This is a genomic window from Vibrio sp. SCSIO 43086 (assembly GCF_051132235.1).
GTDB lineage: Bacteria > Pseudomonadota > Gammaproteobacteria > Enterobacterales > Vibrionaceae > Vibrio > Vibrio diabolicus.
Genome location: NZ_CP072677.1, coordinates 2,644,251 through 2,661,543 on the forward strand (window position 1 = coordinate 2,644,251; position 17,293 = coordinate 2,661,543).

Annotated in this window: 17 protein-coding genes; 4 read left to right on the forward strand and 13 right to left on the reverse strand. The window is 44.5% G+C overall.

The genetic code is table 11. The annotated features are described in order from the left end of the window. Nucleotides 1-3 precede the first annotated feature (3 nt). Together J8Z23_RS12545 and J8Z23_RS12550 are read left to right on the forward strand one after the other, a co-directional pair. On the forward strand, nucleotides 4-456 hold the full coding sequence (locus J8Z23_RS12545) for a beta-galactosidase subunit beta (RefSeq protein WP_301659764.1): 453 nt from the start codon (nucleotides 4-6) through the stop codon (nucleotides 454-456). Between the two features lie 78 nt (nucleotides 457-534). Continuing rightward, nucleotides 535-1,968 carry an amino acid permease gene (locus tag J8Z23_RS12550; protein WP_046875020.1) on the forward strand — a complete coding sequence of 478 codons (1,434 nt, stop codon included), beginning with the start codon at nucleotides 535-537 and terminating at the stop codon, nucleotides 1,966-1,968. A gap of 47 nt (nucleotides 1,969-2,015) precedes the next feature. On the opposite strand, the gene J8Z23_RS12555 is transcribed toward J8Z23_RS12550, so the two are convergent. Further along, nucleotides 2,016-2,936, reverse strand: coding sequence for a LysR family transcriptional regulator (locus J8Z23_RS12555; RefSeq protein ID WP_118789469.1), 921 nt, complete (start codon nucleotides 2,934-2,936; stop codon nucleotides 2,016-2,018). A gap of 112 nt (nucleotides 2,937-3,048) precedes the next feature. Between J8Z23_RS12555 and chrA the strand changes: the two genes are divergently transcribed. Together chrA and J8Z23_RS12565 are read left to right on the forward strand one after the other, a co-directional pair. Then, nucleotides 3,049-4,188 carry a chromate efflux transporter gene (gene chrA / locus J8Z23_RS12560; RefSeq protein ID WP_301659765.1) on the forward strand — a complete coding sequence of 380 codons (1,140 nt, stop codon included), beginning with the start codon at nucleotides 3,049-3,051 and terminating at the stop codon, nucleotides 4,186-4,188. A 113-nt stretch (nucleotides 4,189-4,301) separates the two neighbouring features. Continuing rightward, nucleotides 4,302-5,417 (forward strand): phosphatase PAP2 family protein, encoded by a 1,116-nt coding sequence (locus J8Z23_RS12565; RefSeq protein ID WP_434633760.1) that lies wholly within the window; start codon nucleotides 4,302-4,304, stop codon nucleotides 5,415-5,417. 135 nt (nucleotides 5,418-5,552) lie between these two features. On the opposite strand, the gene J8Z23_RS12570 is transcribed toward J8Z23_RS12565, so the two are convergent. From J8Z23_RS12570 to J8Z23_RS12625, 12 genes are read right to left on the reverse strand one after another with little or no spacing between them, the layout of a single operon-like run. Continuing rightward, complete coding sequence (locus J8Z23_RS12570) at nucleotides 5,553-6,566, reverse strand: tetratricopeptide repeat protein (RefSeq protein ID WP_006742396.1); 1,014 nt, start codon at nucleotides 6,564-6,566, stop codon at nucleotides 5,553-5,555. 20 nt (nucleotides 6,567-6,586) lie between these two features. Further along, entirely contained in the window at nucleotides 6,587-7,528 is a 942-nt protein-coding gene (locus J8Z23_RS12575) for a type II secretion system F family protein (protein ID WP_047008928.1), read from the reverse strand. A gap of 2 nt (nucleotides 7,529-7,530) precedes the next feature. Further along, nucleotides 7,531-8,499 carry a type II secretion system F family protein gene (locus J8Z23_RS12580; RefSeq protein WP_006742394.1) on the reverse strand — a complete coding sequence of 323 codons (969 nt, stop codon included), beginning with the start codon at nucleotides 8,497-8,499 and terminating at the stop codon, nucleotides 7,531-7,533. Nucleotides 8,500-8,508: 9 nt separating this feature from the next. After that, nucleotides 8,509-9,954, reverse strand: coding sequence for a CpaF family protein (locus J8Z23_RS12585; RefSeq protein WP_006742393.1), 1,446 nt, complete (start codon nucleotides 9,952-9,954; stop codon nucleotides 8,509-8,511). 12 nt (nucleotides 9,955-9,966) lie between these two features. After that, nucleotides 9,967-11,175: an AAA family ATPase gene (locus J8Z23_RS12590; protein ID WP_257887772.1), complete on the reverse strand. Its 1,209-nt coding sequence runs from the start codon at nucleotides 11,173-11,175 to the stop codon at nucleotides 9,967-9,969. Between the two features lie 12 nt (nucleotides 11,176-11,187). Then, entirely contained in the window at nucleotides 11,188-11,706 is a 519-nt protein-coding gene (locus J8Z23_RS12595; RefSeq protein WP_258614074.1) for a TadE/TadG family type IV pilus assembly protein, read from the reverse strand. Then, complete coding sequence (locus tag J8Z23_RS12600; RefSeq protein WP_222712291.1) at nucleotides 11,703-12,167, reverse strand: TadE/TadG family type IV pilus assembly protein; 465 nt, start codon at nucleotides 12,165-12,167, stop codon at nucleotides 11,703-11,705. Before J8Z23_RS12600 ends, J8Z23_RS12595 begins: the two co-directional genes overlap by 4 nt. Before the next feature lies 1 nt (nucleotide 12,168). After that, nucleotides 12,169-13,437, reverse strand: a complete 1,269-nt coding sequence (locus J8Z23_RS12605; RefSeq protein ID WP_257887774.1) for a pilus assembly protein TadG-related protein — start codon at nucleotides 13,435-13,437, stop codon at nucleotides 12,169-12,171. A gap of 27 nt (nucleotides 13,438-13,464) precedes the next feature. Then, nucleotides 13,465-13,689 (reverse strand): hypothetical protein, encoded by a 225-nt coding sequence (locus tag J8Z23_RS12610; RefSeq protein WP_182019903.1) that lies wholly within the window; start codon nucleotides 13,687-13,689, stop codon nucleotides 13,465-13,467. A 13-nt stretch (nucleotides 13,690-13,702) separates the two neighbouring features. Then, nucleotides 13,703-15,166 carry a type II and III secretion system protein family protein gene (locus tag J8Z23_RS12615; protein ID WP_395189431.1) on the reverse strand — a complete coding sequence of 488 codons (1,464 nt, stop codon included), beginning with the start codon at nucleotides 15,164-15,166 and terminating at the stop codon, nucleotides 13,703-13,705. Nucleotides 15,167-15,173: 7 nt separating this feature from the next. Further along, nucleotides 15,174-15,929: a Flp pilus assembly protein CpaB gene (gene cpaB / locus J8Z23_RS12620; protein ID WP_006742389.1), complete on the reverse strand. Its 756-nt coding sequence runs from the start codon at nucleotides 15,927-15,929 to the stop codon at nucleotides 15,174-15,176. 13 nt (nucleotides 15,930-15,942) lie between these two features. Continuing rightward, nucleotides 15,943-17,256 (reverse strand): AAA family ATPase, encoded by a 1,314-nt coding sequence (locus J8Z23_RS12625; RefSeq protein WP_434635296.1) that lies wholly within the window; start codon nucleotides 17,254-17,256, stop codon nucleotides 15,943-15,945. Nucleotides 17,257-17,293 lie beyond the last annotated feature (37 nt).

Sequence of the window (17,293 nt, forward strand, 5' to 3'; positions counted from 1 at the left end):
CCCATGATCGTGTTAGACAGCTTAGAGCAATTCAAACAGGTATATCGCAACGGTCGTAAATGGAACCGCTGTGTGGAAGCCATTGGCAACATCGGCAACATCAAAGATGGCGTGATGCACTCGATTGGCGATTCACTGGTTTACATGGTTGAAGACGGCATCGCGAAACAAACCGAAACGTTCATCGGTAACCGTCGTTACTTCGATGTGCATTACTACCTCGAAGGCCGAGAAACCGTTGAGTTCGCTAATAAAACCGCGTTAACCCTAGAACAAGCTTATCGTGATGAAACCGACCGCGAATTTTTTTCTGGTCAGGGTGAAACACGTGAGCTTTGCGAAGGCCAAGTGGCGATTTTTGAAAACAGTGAAGCGTACCGCTTCTATGGAGACAACCGCGTAAGAAAAGTGGTGCTCAAAGTGACCATCGAAGATGGCTACTTTCTAAATAAATAAAACAAGAGAAGGGCTGTGGTCACAGCATTACAAGCCCTTCCTCCCTACAATTCCAACGTGATTCACCGGAGATAGAACATGTCTGAATCCAAACGTAATACGATAGGCAAATTCGGGTTGTTGTCCCTCACCTTTGCCGCAGTATTTAGCTTTAATAACGTAATCAATAACAACATCGAGATCGGTCTAGCGTCTGCGCCAATGTTCTTTCTGGCGACCATTTTTTATTTCATCCCTTTCTGTTTGATCATCGCAGAATTCGTATCTCTGAATAAAGATTCTGAAGCGGGGGTCTACGCATGGGTAAAAAGCTCACTTGGCGGTCGCTGGGCGTTTATCTCTGCCTACACTTACTGGTTCGTTAACCTATTCTTCTTCACGTCCTTGCTGCCGCGTGTTATCGCTTATGCGTCTTACGCGTTCTTGGGCTATGAATACATTCTGACGCCATTCACCACTACCGTGCTCAGTATGATTTTGTTTGCGTTTGCGACCTACGTATCGACAAACGGCGCGAAAATGTTGGGGCCAATTACGTCGGTGACCTCCTCCCTCATGCTGCTACTGACAATGTCGTACATTTTACTGGCTGGCGCTGCGTTGATCGGCGGCGTAGAACCGGCTGATCCAATTACCGTAGAAGCGATGATCCCTGATTTCAGCTGGGCATTTTTAGGCATTACTACATGGATCTTTATGGCGGCAGGCGGTGCGGAATCGGTCGCGGTTTACGTAAACGATGTGAAAGGCGGCTCGAAATCGTTCGTTAAAGTCATCATCATCGCAGGTATCTTTATCGGTGTACTTTACTCAGTCGCGTCTGTTTTGATTAACGTGTTTGTTCCTAGCGAAACCCTAAAATACACGGGTGGCTCGGTACAAGTATTTGAAGGTTTGGCTGCGTACTTTGGTTTGCCAGAAGTATTGATGAACCGCTTTGTAGGCTTGGTATCCTTCACCGCTATGTTTGGCTCTCTACTGATGTGGACAGCAACGCCAGTGAAAATCTTCTTCTCTGAGATTCCAGAAGGCATTTTTGGTAAGAAAACCGTAGAGCTGAACGAAAACGGCGTACCAGCTCGCGCAGCTTGGTATCAGTTCCTTATCGTTATCCCATTGATGATCATCCCAACATTAGGTTCTAACACCGCTCAAGATCTGATGAACACGGTGATCAACATGACCGCAGCGGCATCCATGCTGCCACCACTGTTCATCATGTTGGCGTACCTGAATCTGCGCTTGAAACTGGATCACGTTGAGCGTGATTTCAAAATGGGCTCACGCAAAATGGGCATCGCTACCGTATCGGTACTGATCGCTATCTTTACGGTTGGTTTCTTAGCATCGACCTTCCCTACTGGGGCCGACATCATGACCATCATTTTCTACAACGTTGGCGGTATCGTGATTTTCCTTGGCTTTGCTTGGTGGAAGTACAGCCAATACGAAAAATCATTGAATCAGGAAGAGCGCATAAAAGAAGCCGCGCCAGCTTCGCAAGCGGCATAACACCGACTCTCAATGACAAACATTCTGGGCACCCTTTGGTGCCCTTTTTATATGTGAGAGGTGATGGTCGAAGAAACCAACTCGCGTAGCCAAATGCCTTTGTCTTCATTGTTTCGGCTGGAATGCCACAGCATGGCAATATCAAAATCCGCAACGGCGATCGGTGGCTTAACAGTAATGAGATCGTCCGAAAAGCCCTCCGCCAACGCCATTTTTTCTGGCACGATGGCAATGAGATCGCGCTTTTTCAATAGATGCCGAATAGTGAGAAAGTTGCGCGACGCCACGGTGACTTTACGGCTCAAGCCATGTTCTGCGAGCTTTTGGTCTACTTGTGTCTTTAAGCTCCCATCGGGACTTACCAGAGCTTGCTCTATGTTCGCGAACGCTTCCAGAGACAGCTGTGTTTTCCCTTTCAATACCTGTTTATCACACATGCACACGTGCTTTTCCGTGTACAAGTACAAGCTCTCAAAGTTGTCATCCAACACTGGCATGCTGCCAATAATGACATCGAGCTTTTCGTGCTCAGTTAATACCACGTAGTTGCTACGATTGACGTTAATAAAACTGATCTGGGCCTCTGGTGCGCGCTGGCGTATTTCGTCATAAAGCAGAGGAGCAAAAATAAACTCGGCATAATCCGTTAACCCAATGCGACATACACCCGCGTAATTTTCAGGTTGGAAGGCAGACTTAGTGAGCAAGTCTTTGGCGATAGAGTCCAGCAAATGATGCACGGTTGGCGCGATGTGGTGAGCGTGCTCGGTGGGCTCCATCTTGTGTCCTTTTCGCTCAAAAAGCGGGTCGTCAAACAACAACCTTAAACGAGACAAACTATGACTCATCGCCGACTGGCTAACGTAACTTTTCTCTGCCGCGACGCTAACGCTTCGATGGCGATACAAGTAGGAAAACGTCACCAATAGGTTCAAGTCAATGTTGCGCCACTGAATGTCCTCTTTCACCTCAACACCTTCATCCCATCTCATTCATAAATGAAATTAAATTTATCAATTTGAGTCATTTTAGAGCATCCGATAAATTAGCAACAATGCTTTTTAGATAAACAGGCTCGACATGTTCACCATCTTCAAAACTTTTTTCTGGCTGGGTTGGTTCAGCTTCGGCGGCCCGGCGGCTCATATTGGTTATTTTCGCCAAACCTTTGTTGAGAAACTGAAATGGCTTGATGACAGCGAGTACGCGCAAATTGTCGCGCTCAGTCAGTTTTTGCCGGGACCCGGCTCAAGCCAAGTCGGCTTTGCATTGGGTTATAAACGCGGCGGTTTAGGTGGCGCATGCGCAGCATTTGTCGGATTCACGCTTCCTTCGGTGATCATCATGTTGGCGCTGGCGATGGTGAGCAGCCAAATCACCGACACAGCAGTGTTCCAAAACATCGTTCACGGCCTAAAACTGCTCGCAGTCGTCGTCGTGGCGGATGCGACTTGGGGCATGTACAAAAACTTCTGCCAAAGCAAACTGACCGCGGGTTTGTGCGTCGCGACTGCGATTGCGTTGCTGGTGGCACCAAGCATCATGACGCAAATGTTCGTGTTGCTCGCAGCAGGTTTTGTCGGCATGCGATATCTGAAGAAAGACTCCGCGCTATCAACCGAGCCGTTTAAACCGTCTATCGCGCCATTGGCTCTATTTGCGGTGCTTTTACTCGGCTTACCGTTAGTGGCTCATACGTTACCTTTGCTTGGACTGTTTAGTGATTTTTTCCAAGCTGGTAGCTTAGTGTTTGGTGGTGGTCATGTAGTGCTGCCGCTTCTGCAAAACATTGTTGGCGACCAGCTCAGCCAAGATGCATTTTTAACAGGCTACGCCGCTGCACAAGCTGTACCGGGGCCAATGTTCACCTTTGCGACTTTTATCGGTTATGAGCTTTCGGATACGCCAATTTTAGGTGCGCTGATCGCAACGCTTGGCGTATTCCTCCCAGGGTTTCTTTTACTGCTTGGCGTTCTTAAAAACTGGCAAGCACTGGCAGGCAAACCGCTGGTCTCCGGCGCCATCAACGGTGTAAATGCCTCAGTTGTAGGGTTGCTACTCGCGGCACTTTACCAGCCAGTATTTAGCAGCGCAGTTGTTGCTCCCATCGACATGGCGTTAGTGATTGCGGGTTTCTATCTACACAAAAAGCTCAACCTTTCGGTGCTGTGGATGATCGTGTTTTTTGTGGTGGCAGGCCTTGTCACGGGCATGATGTAGCCTGCTGATACGCCAACTATTGAATCCAGATAAACCACGGGTACTCAAATACGAGTGCCCGTTTTCTCAACTAAGCTTAATGATATTGGAAGGATAGAGATGATGGATCGTCGATGGAACAAGACAACAATTACCAGATCAACGTAAGTTGGCAGCAAAAAGCAGCGACTTGGCTCCAGTCTGTGAAGAACGAGTTATTGATCGATAAGATTTTCTACACCTATTGCTTTATCTCGACTGCTGTCATTTATCTTTGTTCTTTATATCTCGATTTCCCTATTGATTACTCTTTTACCACTTACCTTGAAACGCTCATGCAAGCTTTGTATGTCACAGGTTTAAGCTGGTGTATCTATTATTATTTCTATCTCATACTGCGCAAAGAAAAACAGCCAGCAAAGCGCTTCATACGAAAACTGAAACATCTTATTTTTCCACTGCACCGCCCTGTATCAGTGTTTGTTTCGATGATGGCACTTAACCTGATTTTCTCTAACCACACGTTTTTGAAATCGCTTATTCCAATCATAAATCCTTTTAAATGGGATCTAACCTTTGCGAATATTGATACGCTGTTGCACTTCGGCGTTGCACCTTGGGAATTGACCCATGCATTATTCTCCAATGCTTGGTCCTCACTGGCGCTAAACGTTGCCTACAACGCATGGTTTTTTTGTATGTGGGGGATACTCATCTTTTTCCTTATCTACAAAAAATACCCGTTGGTAAGGCAACAATTTTTACTCACGTTCGCATTCTCTTGGATGATTCTTGGTGTCTTCTTCGCCACGTTACTCTCTTCAGCAGGTCCTTGCTACGTGGAGCTTATCACTGGAGATGAACAGTTTGCTCCTCTGATGAAAACGCTCGAAGCCCAAAGCCAATATCTTACCAATGTGGACGCTGGGCAATTGTGGGCATTGCCTACACAGCAATATCTTTGGGATGAGTACATCGCGAATGCCAATGGTATTGGCTCTGGCATTTCGGCAATGCCGAGTTTGCACGTTTCCATTGCTGTTTTGATGGCGCTATCAATTTATAGACTCAACAAAACCATCGGCTACTTTGCTTACGCTTTCGCCGTCATCATTCAAATCGGTTCGGTACATTTAGCCTGGCATTATGCTATTGATGGTTACCTCGCAACACTCTTAACGGTGATGTTATGGAAGATAGTTGGTTGGGCTTTGCGGCGCTATGCTTCTTACCCTGAAAGAAGCGAATGAACGGCTACTTGAACAAACACCTTTGCAACGGACTACTCTCCATAAATGAAAAAGTCCCCAAAAATGAAAAAGTCCCCAAAAATGAAAAGCCACTCTATCTTGCTGAGTGGCTTTCTTTTTAAATAGACTGTGAAGTTATTGGAGAAGCGCGGTAGAGGTATCCCCTCGCTCTCTGACCATTGCTAATGCTCGCTCTAAGTTTTTATTTGCCAGTTCATAGTAGGCAGGGTTCTTATCAATAGCCTGTTGTAGATAAGGAATCGCCTCGCCTGGTTTGCCTTGAAGGATCAAGAAGTAACCAACATTGTTGAGTGCTTCCGGCTCTGTCATGTGTCGACTAAAAATACTCAGAGCTTGTCGTGGTTGATCTTTTGCCAGTGCAATGAGACCCAAGTTATTGATTCCCTTTTCATCCCCCGGCTTAATGCTCAGCGCAGCTTGAGTAAAGTGCGCCGCTTTTGAATAAGCTTTTTCCATGTAGTAGGAATAGCCTAGGCTGACTAAAGCATTGACGTTTCTTGAATCAATATCCAACGCTTTTCGAATCAATGCCTGCGCAATATCGTGGTCGCCACGAATGTCGTAAAGTACACCTAGACCAGAGTAAGCAGAAACCGGTGATTTATCATCATAGCGATATGTTGCAACGCTCTCTGCAGTAATGTTGTCTTTAGTGATAATCGGATCGCCATCCATGCGAATTTGGTCAGCATTCAAAGCGCGTATGTAGTAACTCTTCCCGACGTCCTTTTCGCCACGTTTCGTATACAGAGTGCCAAGTTCTGTGAGGGAACCAATGTGATCAGGGTTCTCTGCTAAAGATGCTCGAAATGATTTATCCGCAAGTTCTGAATTCTCTCTTGCCAAATGGATACGCCCCACGGTGTATAAGGTTTTGTCTTTATGGACCGCATTCGGGAAAGAGAGCGAGCGAATGTATTCATACAACGCTAAGTCGACATTTTTATTGCTTAATGCAATATCCCCTCGAGAGATTGCCTCCTCCTCTGTTTTTGGAGGTTCATCATTGGTGAGTGACTCAACGGGCTTACCTGAGTACAGCGTTGAATCGAAGTCTGATGACTGTTCAGTTGTTGAACATGCGGTAAGCACCAACAACGAGATGATGACGTATTTCTTAATCCACATAACGATCCCTATTTTGCTTTTTAATTAGAAAATGCCTCAGCCAATGAAATTAACGCAGGTCCAATAGCCACGATGAAAAAACATGGCCAAATAAACAGCACCATTGGAAACATCATTTTGACTGGGATTTTTGCAGCAATTTCTTCTGCTGCTTGTTGACGCTTATCCCTATAGTCTTCGGTATACTCACGCAAGGAGTTGACTAAGCTCCCACCTATTCGAGAGGCGTGGCTAAGCATGCTCACCAGCCCCATCAATTCTTCTAACCCTGTCCTTAATACTAGCTCTCTTAAGGCTTCAGGCATTGGTTTACCCGCTTTAATTTTGTTGCACACCGTGTCGATTTCATCGGCAAGCTCTGGGTGAGATATAACCAGCTCGTCTGCAACGCGACGCAAAGCCGCATTAAAGCCAAGCCCTGACTCGGTACAAACCACCAGCAAATCGAGCATGTCGGGCACACCTGCACGAATCGCTTGCTGACGCTTGTTGACCATTCGGCGCAAAATAAAATCAGGAATCAGAAGCCCAATAAATACGGATAACGCCATGTAGGTGTACAGATATTTAGATTCCGGAATCGAGAAATACACCAGTGCCGCCACCATCACACCTAGTATTGTTGTGACCGATTTAATTGCATAAAACATCGACAATGCATTGCTTTCATGAAAACCAGCATGCATCAGTTTATTGCGTGTCGTTTGGCGCTCTTTTTCACTGGTTGGCGAAGTTAAAGGCGCTAACGACTCCAATGTGTCAGCCATTTTTTTGTTGTGGTGAGAGACTTCCTTTTTATCACCAGACAGTTCGGCTAACTTTCTTTTAATTGGCGAGTTGACCCCGATAATTATCGAGCCCAGCGTCATCACCACTAACACGGTGGTGATGAGGATCAACCCCATGAGTAACGTCTCTTGGCCGACAGCAAAACCGTTTAACCATCCTTGAATGCTTTCCATAGCTACACCTCAATATTGACGATTTTACGAATCCACAGCGTGCCGATAAATAAGGCCACCATCCCACCAATCACCATTTTGATCCCCATTGGGTGCGTATGAAGCAGCTCAATATACTCAGGCCGAACGAGTGAAATAATGACGTACAACCCAAAAGGCGCCAATACTAATACCCATGCCGACATTCGAGATTCCGCAGAAATGGTTTTGATTTTTCGAGCGAGTTTGAAACGAGCACGTAGGATATGAGAGAGCTTTTCAATGTTTTCGACTAAGTTACCACCCGTTTCTTTTTGCAGTAACACCGCACTCGAGAAAGCAAGCATGGATACCGTAGGGGTTCTTTCTGACATTTGCATAATCGCCAAGCGGAGGTCATAACCATAGTTGAGTAAGTTAAAGGTATTCATGAACTCAGGGCCAAGCGGCGCACTGACCTCTCTGCCTACTTCCCCAAACGCTTGTGTAATTGGCTGACCGGCCTGTAGTACTCGCTTAATGATATCGAGCGCCTCTGGTAGTTGCTCTTCGAACTTCATTAAACGATCGGCAATTCTTTTCTGTAGGTAGAAGTAAACCGACACCCAACAAGCGACCGCAACACCGGCACAGAGGTACCAAACTTGCCCGAATAAGAACAGAAATAGCCCAACCGCAACCCCGCCGAGGAAGGTGAGAAAAATAAACCGACTGAACCCCATGTGTATCCCAGCCAATTCCAATTTCTTCTTAAAGTTATCGAATAGGCTGAACCTCACAAGCCATCGCTCTAATGGAGAAAGGTTTTTGAGCGAGTTTTCCCTTAGTAGGGAAATACTCTCTTGATCGATGTGTTTATGGCTTTCGTGTATCCGCTTAATTAACTGCTTATGCTTAACCTTTTTACCCGCAGAAGGCAAAATTAACGCCTGGCTAATAAAGAATACGGACAAAAAAAGCAGCACAAGAAAAAGGGGGAATTGACTATCCATAGCAATCTCCTAACGGGCTTTTTCATTGAATATTTCAAATGGTACGTCTAAGCCTCGTTTTACTAATTGGTCATGACAGCTTGGTACAATCCCTGTTGCCATGTAATCACCTAACACATTGCCTTCTTGATCGACCCCTCTTCTTTGGAAGGTGAAGATCTCCGACATGGTGATAACGTCGCCTTCCATGCCATTGATTTCTTGTACGCTGACCATGCGGCGTTTACCGTCTTCTTGGCGATCCATTTGCACGACAATATTGATGGCGGAGGCAATCTGCGCTCTCAAGTTTTTGGTCGACACATTCCAACCCGCCATCGAGAACATATTCTCAATACGGCTCAACGCATCCCTTGGTGTGTTCGCGTGAATGGTGGCCAGCGACCCATCATGACCCGTGTTCATTGCCGATAACATATCCACCGCTTCTGAGCCACGAACCTCACCAACAACTATCCGGTCAGGACGCATACGTAGCGAGTTTTTCACTAAATCGCGCTGAGATATTTCGCCTTTACCCTCGATGTTAGAAGGACGTGTTTCTAAGCGAATAATATGTGGTTGTTGGAGTTGTAACTCTGCCGAATCCTCAATGGTCACAATACGTTGATCACTTGGAATGAAGCCCGACAAAATATTCAGCGTGGTTGTTTTACCAGAGCCTGTACCACCAGATATCAGGATATTCATTTCCCCCACGACCGCAGCATTGAGAAACTTCGCCATCTCTGGAGATAACGAACCAAGCTCTAATAGGTTATCCATATTCAAACGTTCAACCGCAAAACGTCGAATAGAAACGGAAGGGCCATCAATGGCAAGAGGAGGAATAATCGCATTGAAACGCGAACCGTCTTTGAGTCGAGCATCCACCATTGGTGATGCTTCATCGATTCTTCGTCCAACCTGGCTAACAATGCGATCAATGATGTTGCGCAGATGGCGCTCATCTAAGAAGGTATGTGGCGTTTTCTCGAGCTTACCAAAACGTTCGACAAAGATATTTTTCGGACCATTGACCAAGATATCTGAAATCGTTGGGTCTTCAAGCAGCGGTTCCAGCGGCCCTAGACCAAACACTTCATCTTCAATTTGATGTATCACGCGATTGCGAGCTTCAGAGCTCAACGGGTGTGTTTGATCTTCAGCAATGAGCTGAACGACCGCTTCGCGTAACTCCTCTTTCGCGCGATCTTCTTGCAAGTGCGATAAAAGCCCGAGATCCAAGGTATCCAGTAGCTTTTTGTGATAGTAGTGTTTGATCGAGAGATCTTGTTCTAGCTGTTTTTTCTGCTCCTCGATCGCTTTCATCTTGGCTTCAACAGGCGATAAAGCCCTTTGCTCATCTGACGTATCTTCGTCAGATTTTGCCAACTCGACATTCACAACTTTGGATTCTTTTGTTTCATCTACGGAATTGAAAGAACTCCCGACGCCTTTCCGTTTGAAAAACATAACTCCCCCTTACTAAGAAAATAGTTTTTTGATCCAACTTTGATTCTCTTTGGTCGGACTTTCTAATAAGTGCGATATTTCAGCCAAAGAAGCTTTCAGCGCACTATTTTTCTTAGATTGAACAATTGGGTTACCCAAATTAGCGCTCTCGATAGCAATAGCAAAATTATTAGGTACTAAATGTATCGCATGTCCACTAACTGCATTTTCAATGTCTTTCAAAGATATTGTTGATTTCTTTTCAAAACGATTAACAATCAGTTCAACCTGATGACTACTTAAACCATAGTCTAATTCTAAAGAACGTATGTAGCTGACAGCATGCTTAACCGAAGTAACATTCTGCTGCATAATTAAAAAGATATGCGTAGCCGGAGAAACAATTTGTTGATAAACATGCTCAACACCATGAGACAAATCCACAATAATATGTGAGTAAAACTGTCTCAGAATAGGTAATAACTTACTGACTTGAACTGCATGTTTGTAGTTACCTTTAGGATCATTTTGGTTAAAACATAAATAATTCAAACCTGAAGGATGTTGATATACGAGACCTTCTAGTGATAACTCATCCAAATCATTAACAGAATCAATCACATCATTAATATTGTATTTTGGCTTACAGTTTAAATAATCGGCCGCATCACTAAACTGCATATCTAAGTCAATGAGCAATACTTTACTCTTCGCGTAACTTGACAGTTCTATCGCGGTGTTGATCGCCAGTGTTGTTGCACCCGAACCACCTTTTGTATTGATAAATAAAGTTAAATCGCCCATTTGTTTATTGGCAATCTTTTCGTCCGCCGTCGATTTTAATAGTGGATATAGTTCATCAAGATCAACAGAACGCGACAAATAATCTGTTGCGCCAAGCCTCAACGCCATTTTGAGAGATGCAGTATCGTTTTCATCACCAAAGACAATCAAAGCGGTGTGATTATGCTGTAAGCTACTGTCACTAGAGTACACATGAGCCACTTTCTGCGCCCAACTTTCTCCTGTTTCAATATAAATAAGATCGGGAATTTGCTTATTTTTTACAAAGTCCAAGTTAAAGGAACCTAGCTCTATCCAATCAATATTTAGATTGACACACCTTGATAATTCATCAGCAATGTGAATTTTAAAATTTGACGTAGAATAAACTATCCAAACAATCAAGTTTGTTTTTAAACTTTTATGCGTTTCATTATCCATTTTGACTGGTTTCAACATAAAGCTACTCCATTAGCAATCCGTAATGACATTGGTCCCTTCAGGCCTAAGTATTCCTAAGCTCTCTGCAGGCAATATAGTTTCAAAAGCTGGAGTACTCCCTACTGCATTAATTAAAGCAGCTAAAACAAAAAACTGAAAAGTATAATTTACCGCTCTTGCTCGAACATATTTTATCTGAACAAACTGAGAATTTAAGGTTGCTTGATCTGCTGGTGGTGTAGATAAAAAGCCTGAAACATTGACAGCAGCACCGTTCTCATCCAAATAATCAATTTGCAAGTTACTTGCAGAAAAACCAGATGGATAGAGATCTGATACAGCTGGTAAATTAGGAATATCGTCTCTATCAGCGATATAGCACACGGTAGCAAGCCTCGCAGCTCTTCGCGTTACTTCGTTAACCATCTGTACTGAAAAAAAGTAGATTGCAAATTCAATTATCAAGAACAAAACTAATATGACTGCTAAAGCTATCAGCGAGAATTCAAGTTGAGTCACCCCTCTCTGTTTACATATTAAACGTTTCATGGGCCTGTCCTCATTGATGCAGAAGCTCCGATGCTAAATTGCAAGGAAGCATTCGAGAAAGGTAGTGTAGAAAATATCGGCACATAATTATAAGTAGCTGATAAAGTAACGATTTTATTCGTTGCTGTTGGTCGGGTGATAACAATATCTCCAACATCAATATAATCGATAACTGGATTTGATGAAGCGGTAGGTGTTCCATATACCACGACATTTTTGATGTTGTTTTCATCAGCAATAGCGTCAAAGTCTAAGGTACCGTAAGTATCAACCACTGCGTATCGAGCTCCATTTTGAAGCGCTTTATTAACCTCGGTATACTGGATAAATGCTCGACTCACATCGATAACTAATACGGTAAGCATCAATAATACCGGTAACACAAGTATGAACTCGATAATGGCAAGTCCGTCTTGATGCCGACCTGTTATTAGTTTATTTCTTCCTTTTAAATACAACATATTAAGAAGCCCCACTAAAAGGGTCTTTATAAAGCTGGATCTTATATAGACCTTTGTCTGAAGGATCGGTACCAGTTGAACCATTATTAATGACGCAGTCTTCTAAAAACTGCCCAAAAATCTCTGACTCATTCCCTTTTTGCTTAACCTCTTGAAGGAGAAAAAAGCAACCTAGACCAAGGACTTGAACTGTTTGTTTACCACCAGTAGTCTCATCACAATTAATGATTGGAATTCTTAAGATTCTTCTACCGCTAGAGCCATCCTCATCGTAGTATGCGTTATTACAGGTACCACCAGAGCTACAGTTCGCTAAAGCTGATACATAATCGGCGTAGTAAAAATTGCTATTTTTATAGGTCTCGCTATCAAGCAAGGGCGAAGGTTCTTCTGTATACTTATCACTTTTTACTGCCCCCCCTTCTTGGGTTGGCCCATTAAATTGACCAAAACGAGTATTGATCCCTTGAGCAACTGGTCCTGTCCCTTTACCTGTTTCTGTATCAATAGTTCCTCCAACCGTTATGCAATTATTTGTTGCTCCTGCAAATGCATCCCGAATAGCGTTCTTACCAGAAACCCCAAGATCTAAAAGATGGAAGTTTCCAGGTCCAATACCACCACTCTGGTGATCCGCCGGTTTTAGTTGATACAGAGTGCTAGAGACGCGATCAACTGATGGGTTATATCCTGGTTGCGGAACATACCCCCAGGTTGTTTCTGGTGAAGAAGTATCCGCACACATTGCTATCGGTGAAATGTTACATGTGTAGTTTATTCCTGCACTTCGTCCTGCTACCGCACTTGCAGATACTTGCTTGTCTATACCAAAAATGGCACTTAGAAATCGTCCAAGTTCCAAATTTGAAACTTCCACTCGGACATAAATGTCATATTCACCTGATATTGGTGGATTAAAATCCCCCGCCTTAACAAATGACTCTGGACTCATGTCCATCGAAAACCTCACAGAAGTGTTCTCGTCAGTAAAAGTTAACTCACTATTACCTGAACTAGTCGAAAACCCAGCAAGATATGTTTTGGCAGCCGTTTCTGCCTCGCTAACATTGCTAGTCTCATCAGCAACAACAGCAGCTGCCAATGCCGCTGCATCCACAGAGTTCTGTAACCTTGTTTTATTTAAGATCTGATGGTTTAAATCAATACCGAACGCAGCAACGCCCAGCAAAATCAACAGAACTAAACTTATAAGCACCAATGTGATCCCTTTCTGGGTTCGCCTTGTTGCTGTTTGCATTTTCATTCGCATAGCCCCTCCTATAAGTGAACAAATCACTTATTTTTCTTTGGCTACCCCGTTGTTGTTATATACCTCTAAGCTAACTTGTGTACGCTCACCACTACCTTCCGGTAAATAACCCAAATTCTCATACCACGCTTCTGGATTAAGAGTTTGTTCAGCGCGCAACTGGCTAACCGAGATACCAAGCTCGGGGTCATTCGCACAGCCAAACAAGCCGAATGATGTGAAACAAATGGTCATTATCATTATGCTTTTCATCTTGCTCTCCCACTTATAGACTGTGCCCAAACTTGCCCTCAGAGCCACCTTCTGACGAACCGTATTGAATAAAGTTGTTGTTAGTATCTTCTTCGCTGATGTCGTTTAGCTGGTATCTATCAAAATCCAACTCAGCACCTTTACCAAGCAAATAGAACTCCACATCGTTCGGAGCCACAAAGCCATCCGTTGGCAGTGTGATTCGACGTCGATCGATTGGGGTTGCTAATCGAGGGGTGACCAGAATGACAAGTTCTGTTTCCCCAGAGGTAAATTCTTCACTCTTAAACAAGCGGCCTAACACAGGTAGATCACTCGCACCAGGTATGCCATCCGCGACATTACGTGCGTTTTCACTCAATAAGCCTGCAATACCAATGGTTTGGCCATCAGCCAGCTCAATCGTGGTGCCAGCACTTCGTTTAGTGATTGGCGGAATAAAGAACGTGGCATTCACTTCGTTTGGATTAAACGTCAGCACACCTGAGTTGGAGATTTCACTCACATTGACGTTCAATTTGAGGTTGATTCTCTTATCACTCAAAATAAACGGAACGAAGTCGAGTTGAACACCGTACTCTTTATAATCGATGGTAATACCATCTTCATTTGGCACTGGAATTGGGAATTCACCACCAGCGACAAACTCGGCTTGCGTACCACTTAATGCGGTAAGGCTAGGCTCTGCCAACACTTTCGCCACACCATTTTGTTTCGCCACATCAAGTGCGAAGGTGAACAAGGTATTGCTGTCGATAAACGACCCAAGAAAACCGAAATCTTCGACTGTTGGGACGTTCAAAATCGGTCCAATGCCATCAATACCGCCACCAGCAGTCGTACCACCCCAGGTAAAGTCTCCACTTCTTTGGAAAAAGTGGAAGTTTGAGTCAAAGCGTCTTACTAGTGTGCGTTGCACTTCGGCAACGGTCACTTCTAGTGTCACCTGTTGAGCCCCGCCAATAGAAAGTAGATTGATCACCATGCTGTCATCATCTTTAGAGCTTTCATCTTCTTCATCTGCCGCTTCACCCAAAGCGAAGGTTTCAGCAATTTTGACCGCAGTGTCCATGTTTTGCTGACTGCTGACCAAGCCTCTAAGTACCACTTTTTCTTGCGCACTGTGCACTTCGATATTTTCATCCGGCAAGAACTGATAAAGCTTCGACTTAAGCGTGTTTAGATCATGCGTGACTTCCACGTTAAACTGCTCAATTAACCGGCCTCGGCGATCCCACACCGACACATTCGTGGTACCTAACTTCTTACCAATAAGAAACAGCTCGTTCGATCTGAGCACTAAGATATCCAAGACTTCTGGATCCCCTAACGTCACTTTCTTCGCTTGGCCGGATATCATCAATTGGGTTGATTGGTGATGCGCAACGGTCACGACTTTTCCTGACTGCACCGTGGCTGCGTTAACAGACAAGCTGACAAAAAGTAACTGGCTAACGAGTAATATTATTGTTTTCATAATTCACCTAATTGCTGACTCGGACACTGGATGCCTGAGATCCCTTAATAATGGTCACACTAGGTCGTGGCGTGTATTTTCTTGCTACAACAGGTTTATCCACTTCATGAGGGTTGCGTAGAGCAAGTTGAATGTCGCCTTTGCTGTTCGCCGATAGGAGCTTTTCTGCCTCTTTCGGTGTTACTTCTAAAGTCACCGCACGCACAATAACGGGTTTGTTATCATTGGTTTTGGCTGTTTGGTCGACCGCAAGAACGTTGATGTTTTTAAGCACCGTTTTTGTTGTGGCATTTTTACCTTGTCCATAACTCACGGTATTCAATACATCGACCTTATTGCCCGGTAACAAGAACCCAGCCACACCGATAACGTCATTGACACGAATGGTGATTGCTCGTTTGTTTTCAGGAATTAAAGCAGCAAGTGTCGCGCCCTCACCGGGCAATGCAAGACGATTCGAGTTAACCAGCTCGCCCGCATAAATGGTATTGGCAACAATTCTTCCCAATGCCTGTTCTTGTACTTTTAGCGTTTCATCGTCTATCCAATCCACTTCCATGAGCTTAGTAGACAAATGTTTCTCAGATAGAATGGTCCCTGGCTCTAGTTCCATGGCGGCAACTAAAACTGGGTGTCTTTCGACCTCTTCTAACTCGACAGTTGGTTGGTTTCTGCCATCCATCCATTGTTTAGCGATCAATACGGCGGCAAGGCCGAAAACAATGGAGAGCAACAGCAACATGATGACTTGAGTCCGACTCATAATTTAGATCTCCCTATTCATCCACTGTGAAGTACAGTCCCCAGGCACGGGTTAAAATGTCTGATGAGACGACCTTCTCTTTCCCTTCGAACACCAAAATATCGCGGCTAATACCGAGTAAGTCTTTTGGTAAACAAGGGTAGTTGGCGACATCATTGTCGCGATGTAACTGACTTAACGTATCGAAAAACTCAGGCACAAGCGTCATTTGGTAATCTTTAGCAAGCGAAACCCAAAGCGCTTGATAATCTGTCAAACCAAGCGGTGTAAACTCGATCTTGTAACCCAAACGACGTAAAAAAGCGGGGTCTGCAATTTTGCTTGGTGCAAAGTTGGAGGAGAATGCCAGAGTGAGCATAAACGGCACCGTGACTTGTTGACCATTTGGCAAAGCTAGGTGGTCAAATAAGTACTCCATTGGAACGATCCATCTATTTAGCAGGGCATCAACAGGCATTGACTGACGACCAAGGTCATCAATTACCAAGATTCCGTTGTTAGCCATCATTTGCAGTGGCGCAATCCATACACGATTATGCTCGCTGTGGTTTACCTCAAGCATATCCAATGTCAGCTCACCGCCCACTTGAATGTTTGGTCTTTCACAAAGAACCCAGCGTTTGTCGTAATGCGTTTCCAACTTAACGAAAACCTGAGAATGGGAGTTGTCTAAACGACGGTGATGATGCTCTGAGAACACTTTGATGATGTTGCCATCGGCATATACGGCATAAGGAATGAATACCGAAGTGTTCATTGCATTGAGCACTCTTGAAGCGACGTAGCTTTTACCGGTACCTGCATGACCATACAGCAACAAAGCGCGCCCCGAGTTAATGGCTGGTCCTAAAACGGGTATCAAATGATCCGAACCAAACACGTCAGACAGCGCTCGCTCAACATCATTGCGATTAATAGGATGCTTGCGAAGATCTTGTCCCTCAACAACCGTCCAATATTCTTCCAAAGAGACGGGAACAGGACCGATATACGGATCTTTTCTATACGCAATGTCTGCTTCTGCAAGCCCAAGCTCAGTTAAACTGTAGCGTACGTTGGAATACGATGTACTCAACTTGTCTGATGCTGGCTGATAAACTTCTACCCAACTTCGCTTTCTTAACTGCGCCAAAGCAAGCTCGACAATATTCGAAACAATACAAAGCCGTTGCGTTAATTCGATTAAGTCACATTTGGGATAGGCAGACAGATGTTTCAACACTAGGTTTTCAACAACTGAAGACGGCACGCCAAGACCCTCGACAGACGAAGGCACTTTTGGTGAATTTATTTGTGGCACGAGTTTTTCCCAATACGCAGAGCCCATCACACTTCCCCTCCTTGAAGTTGCCTAGCCAACTGAT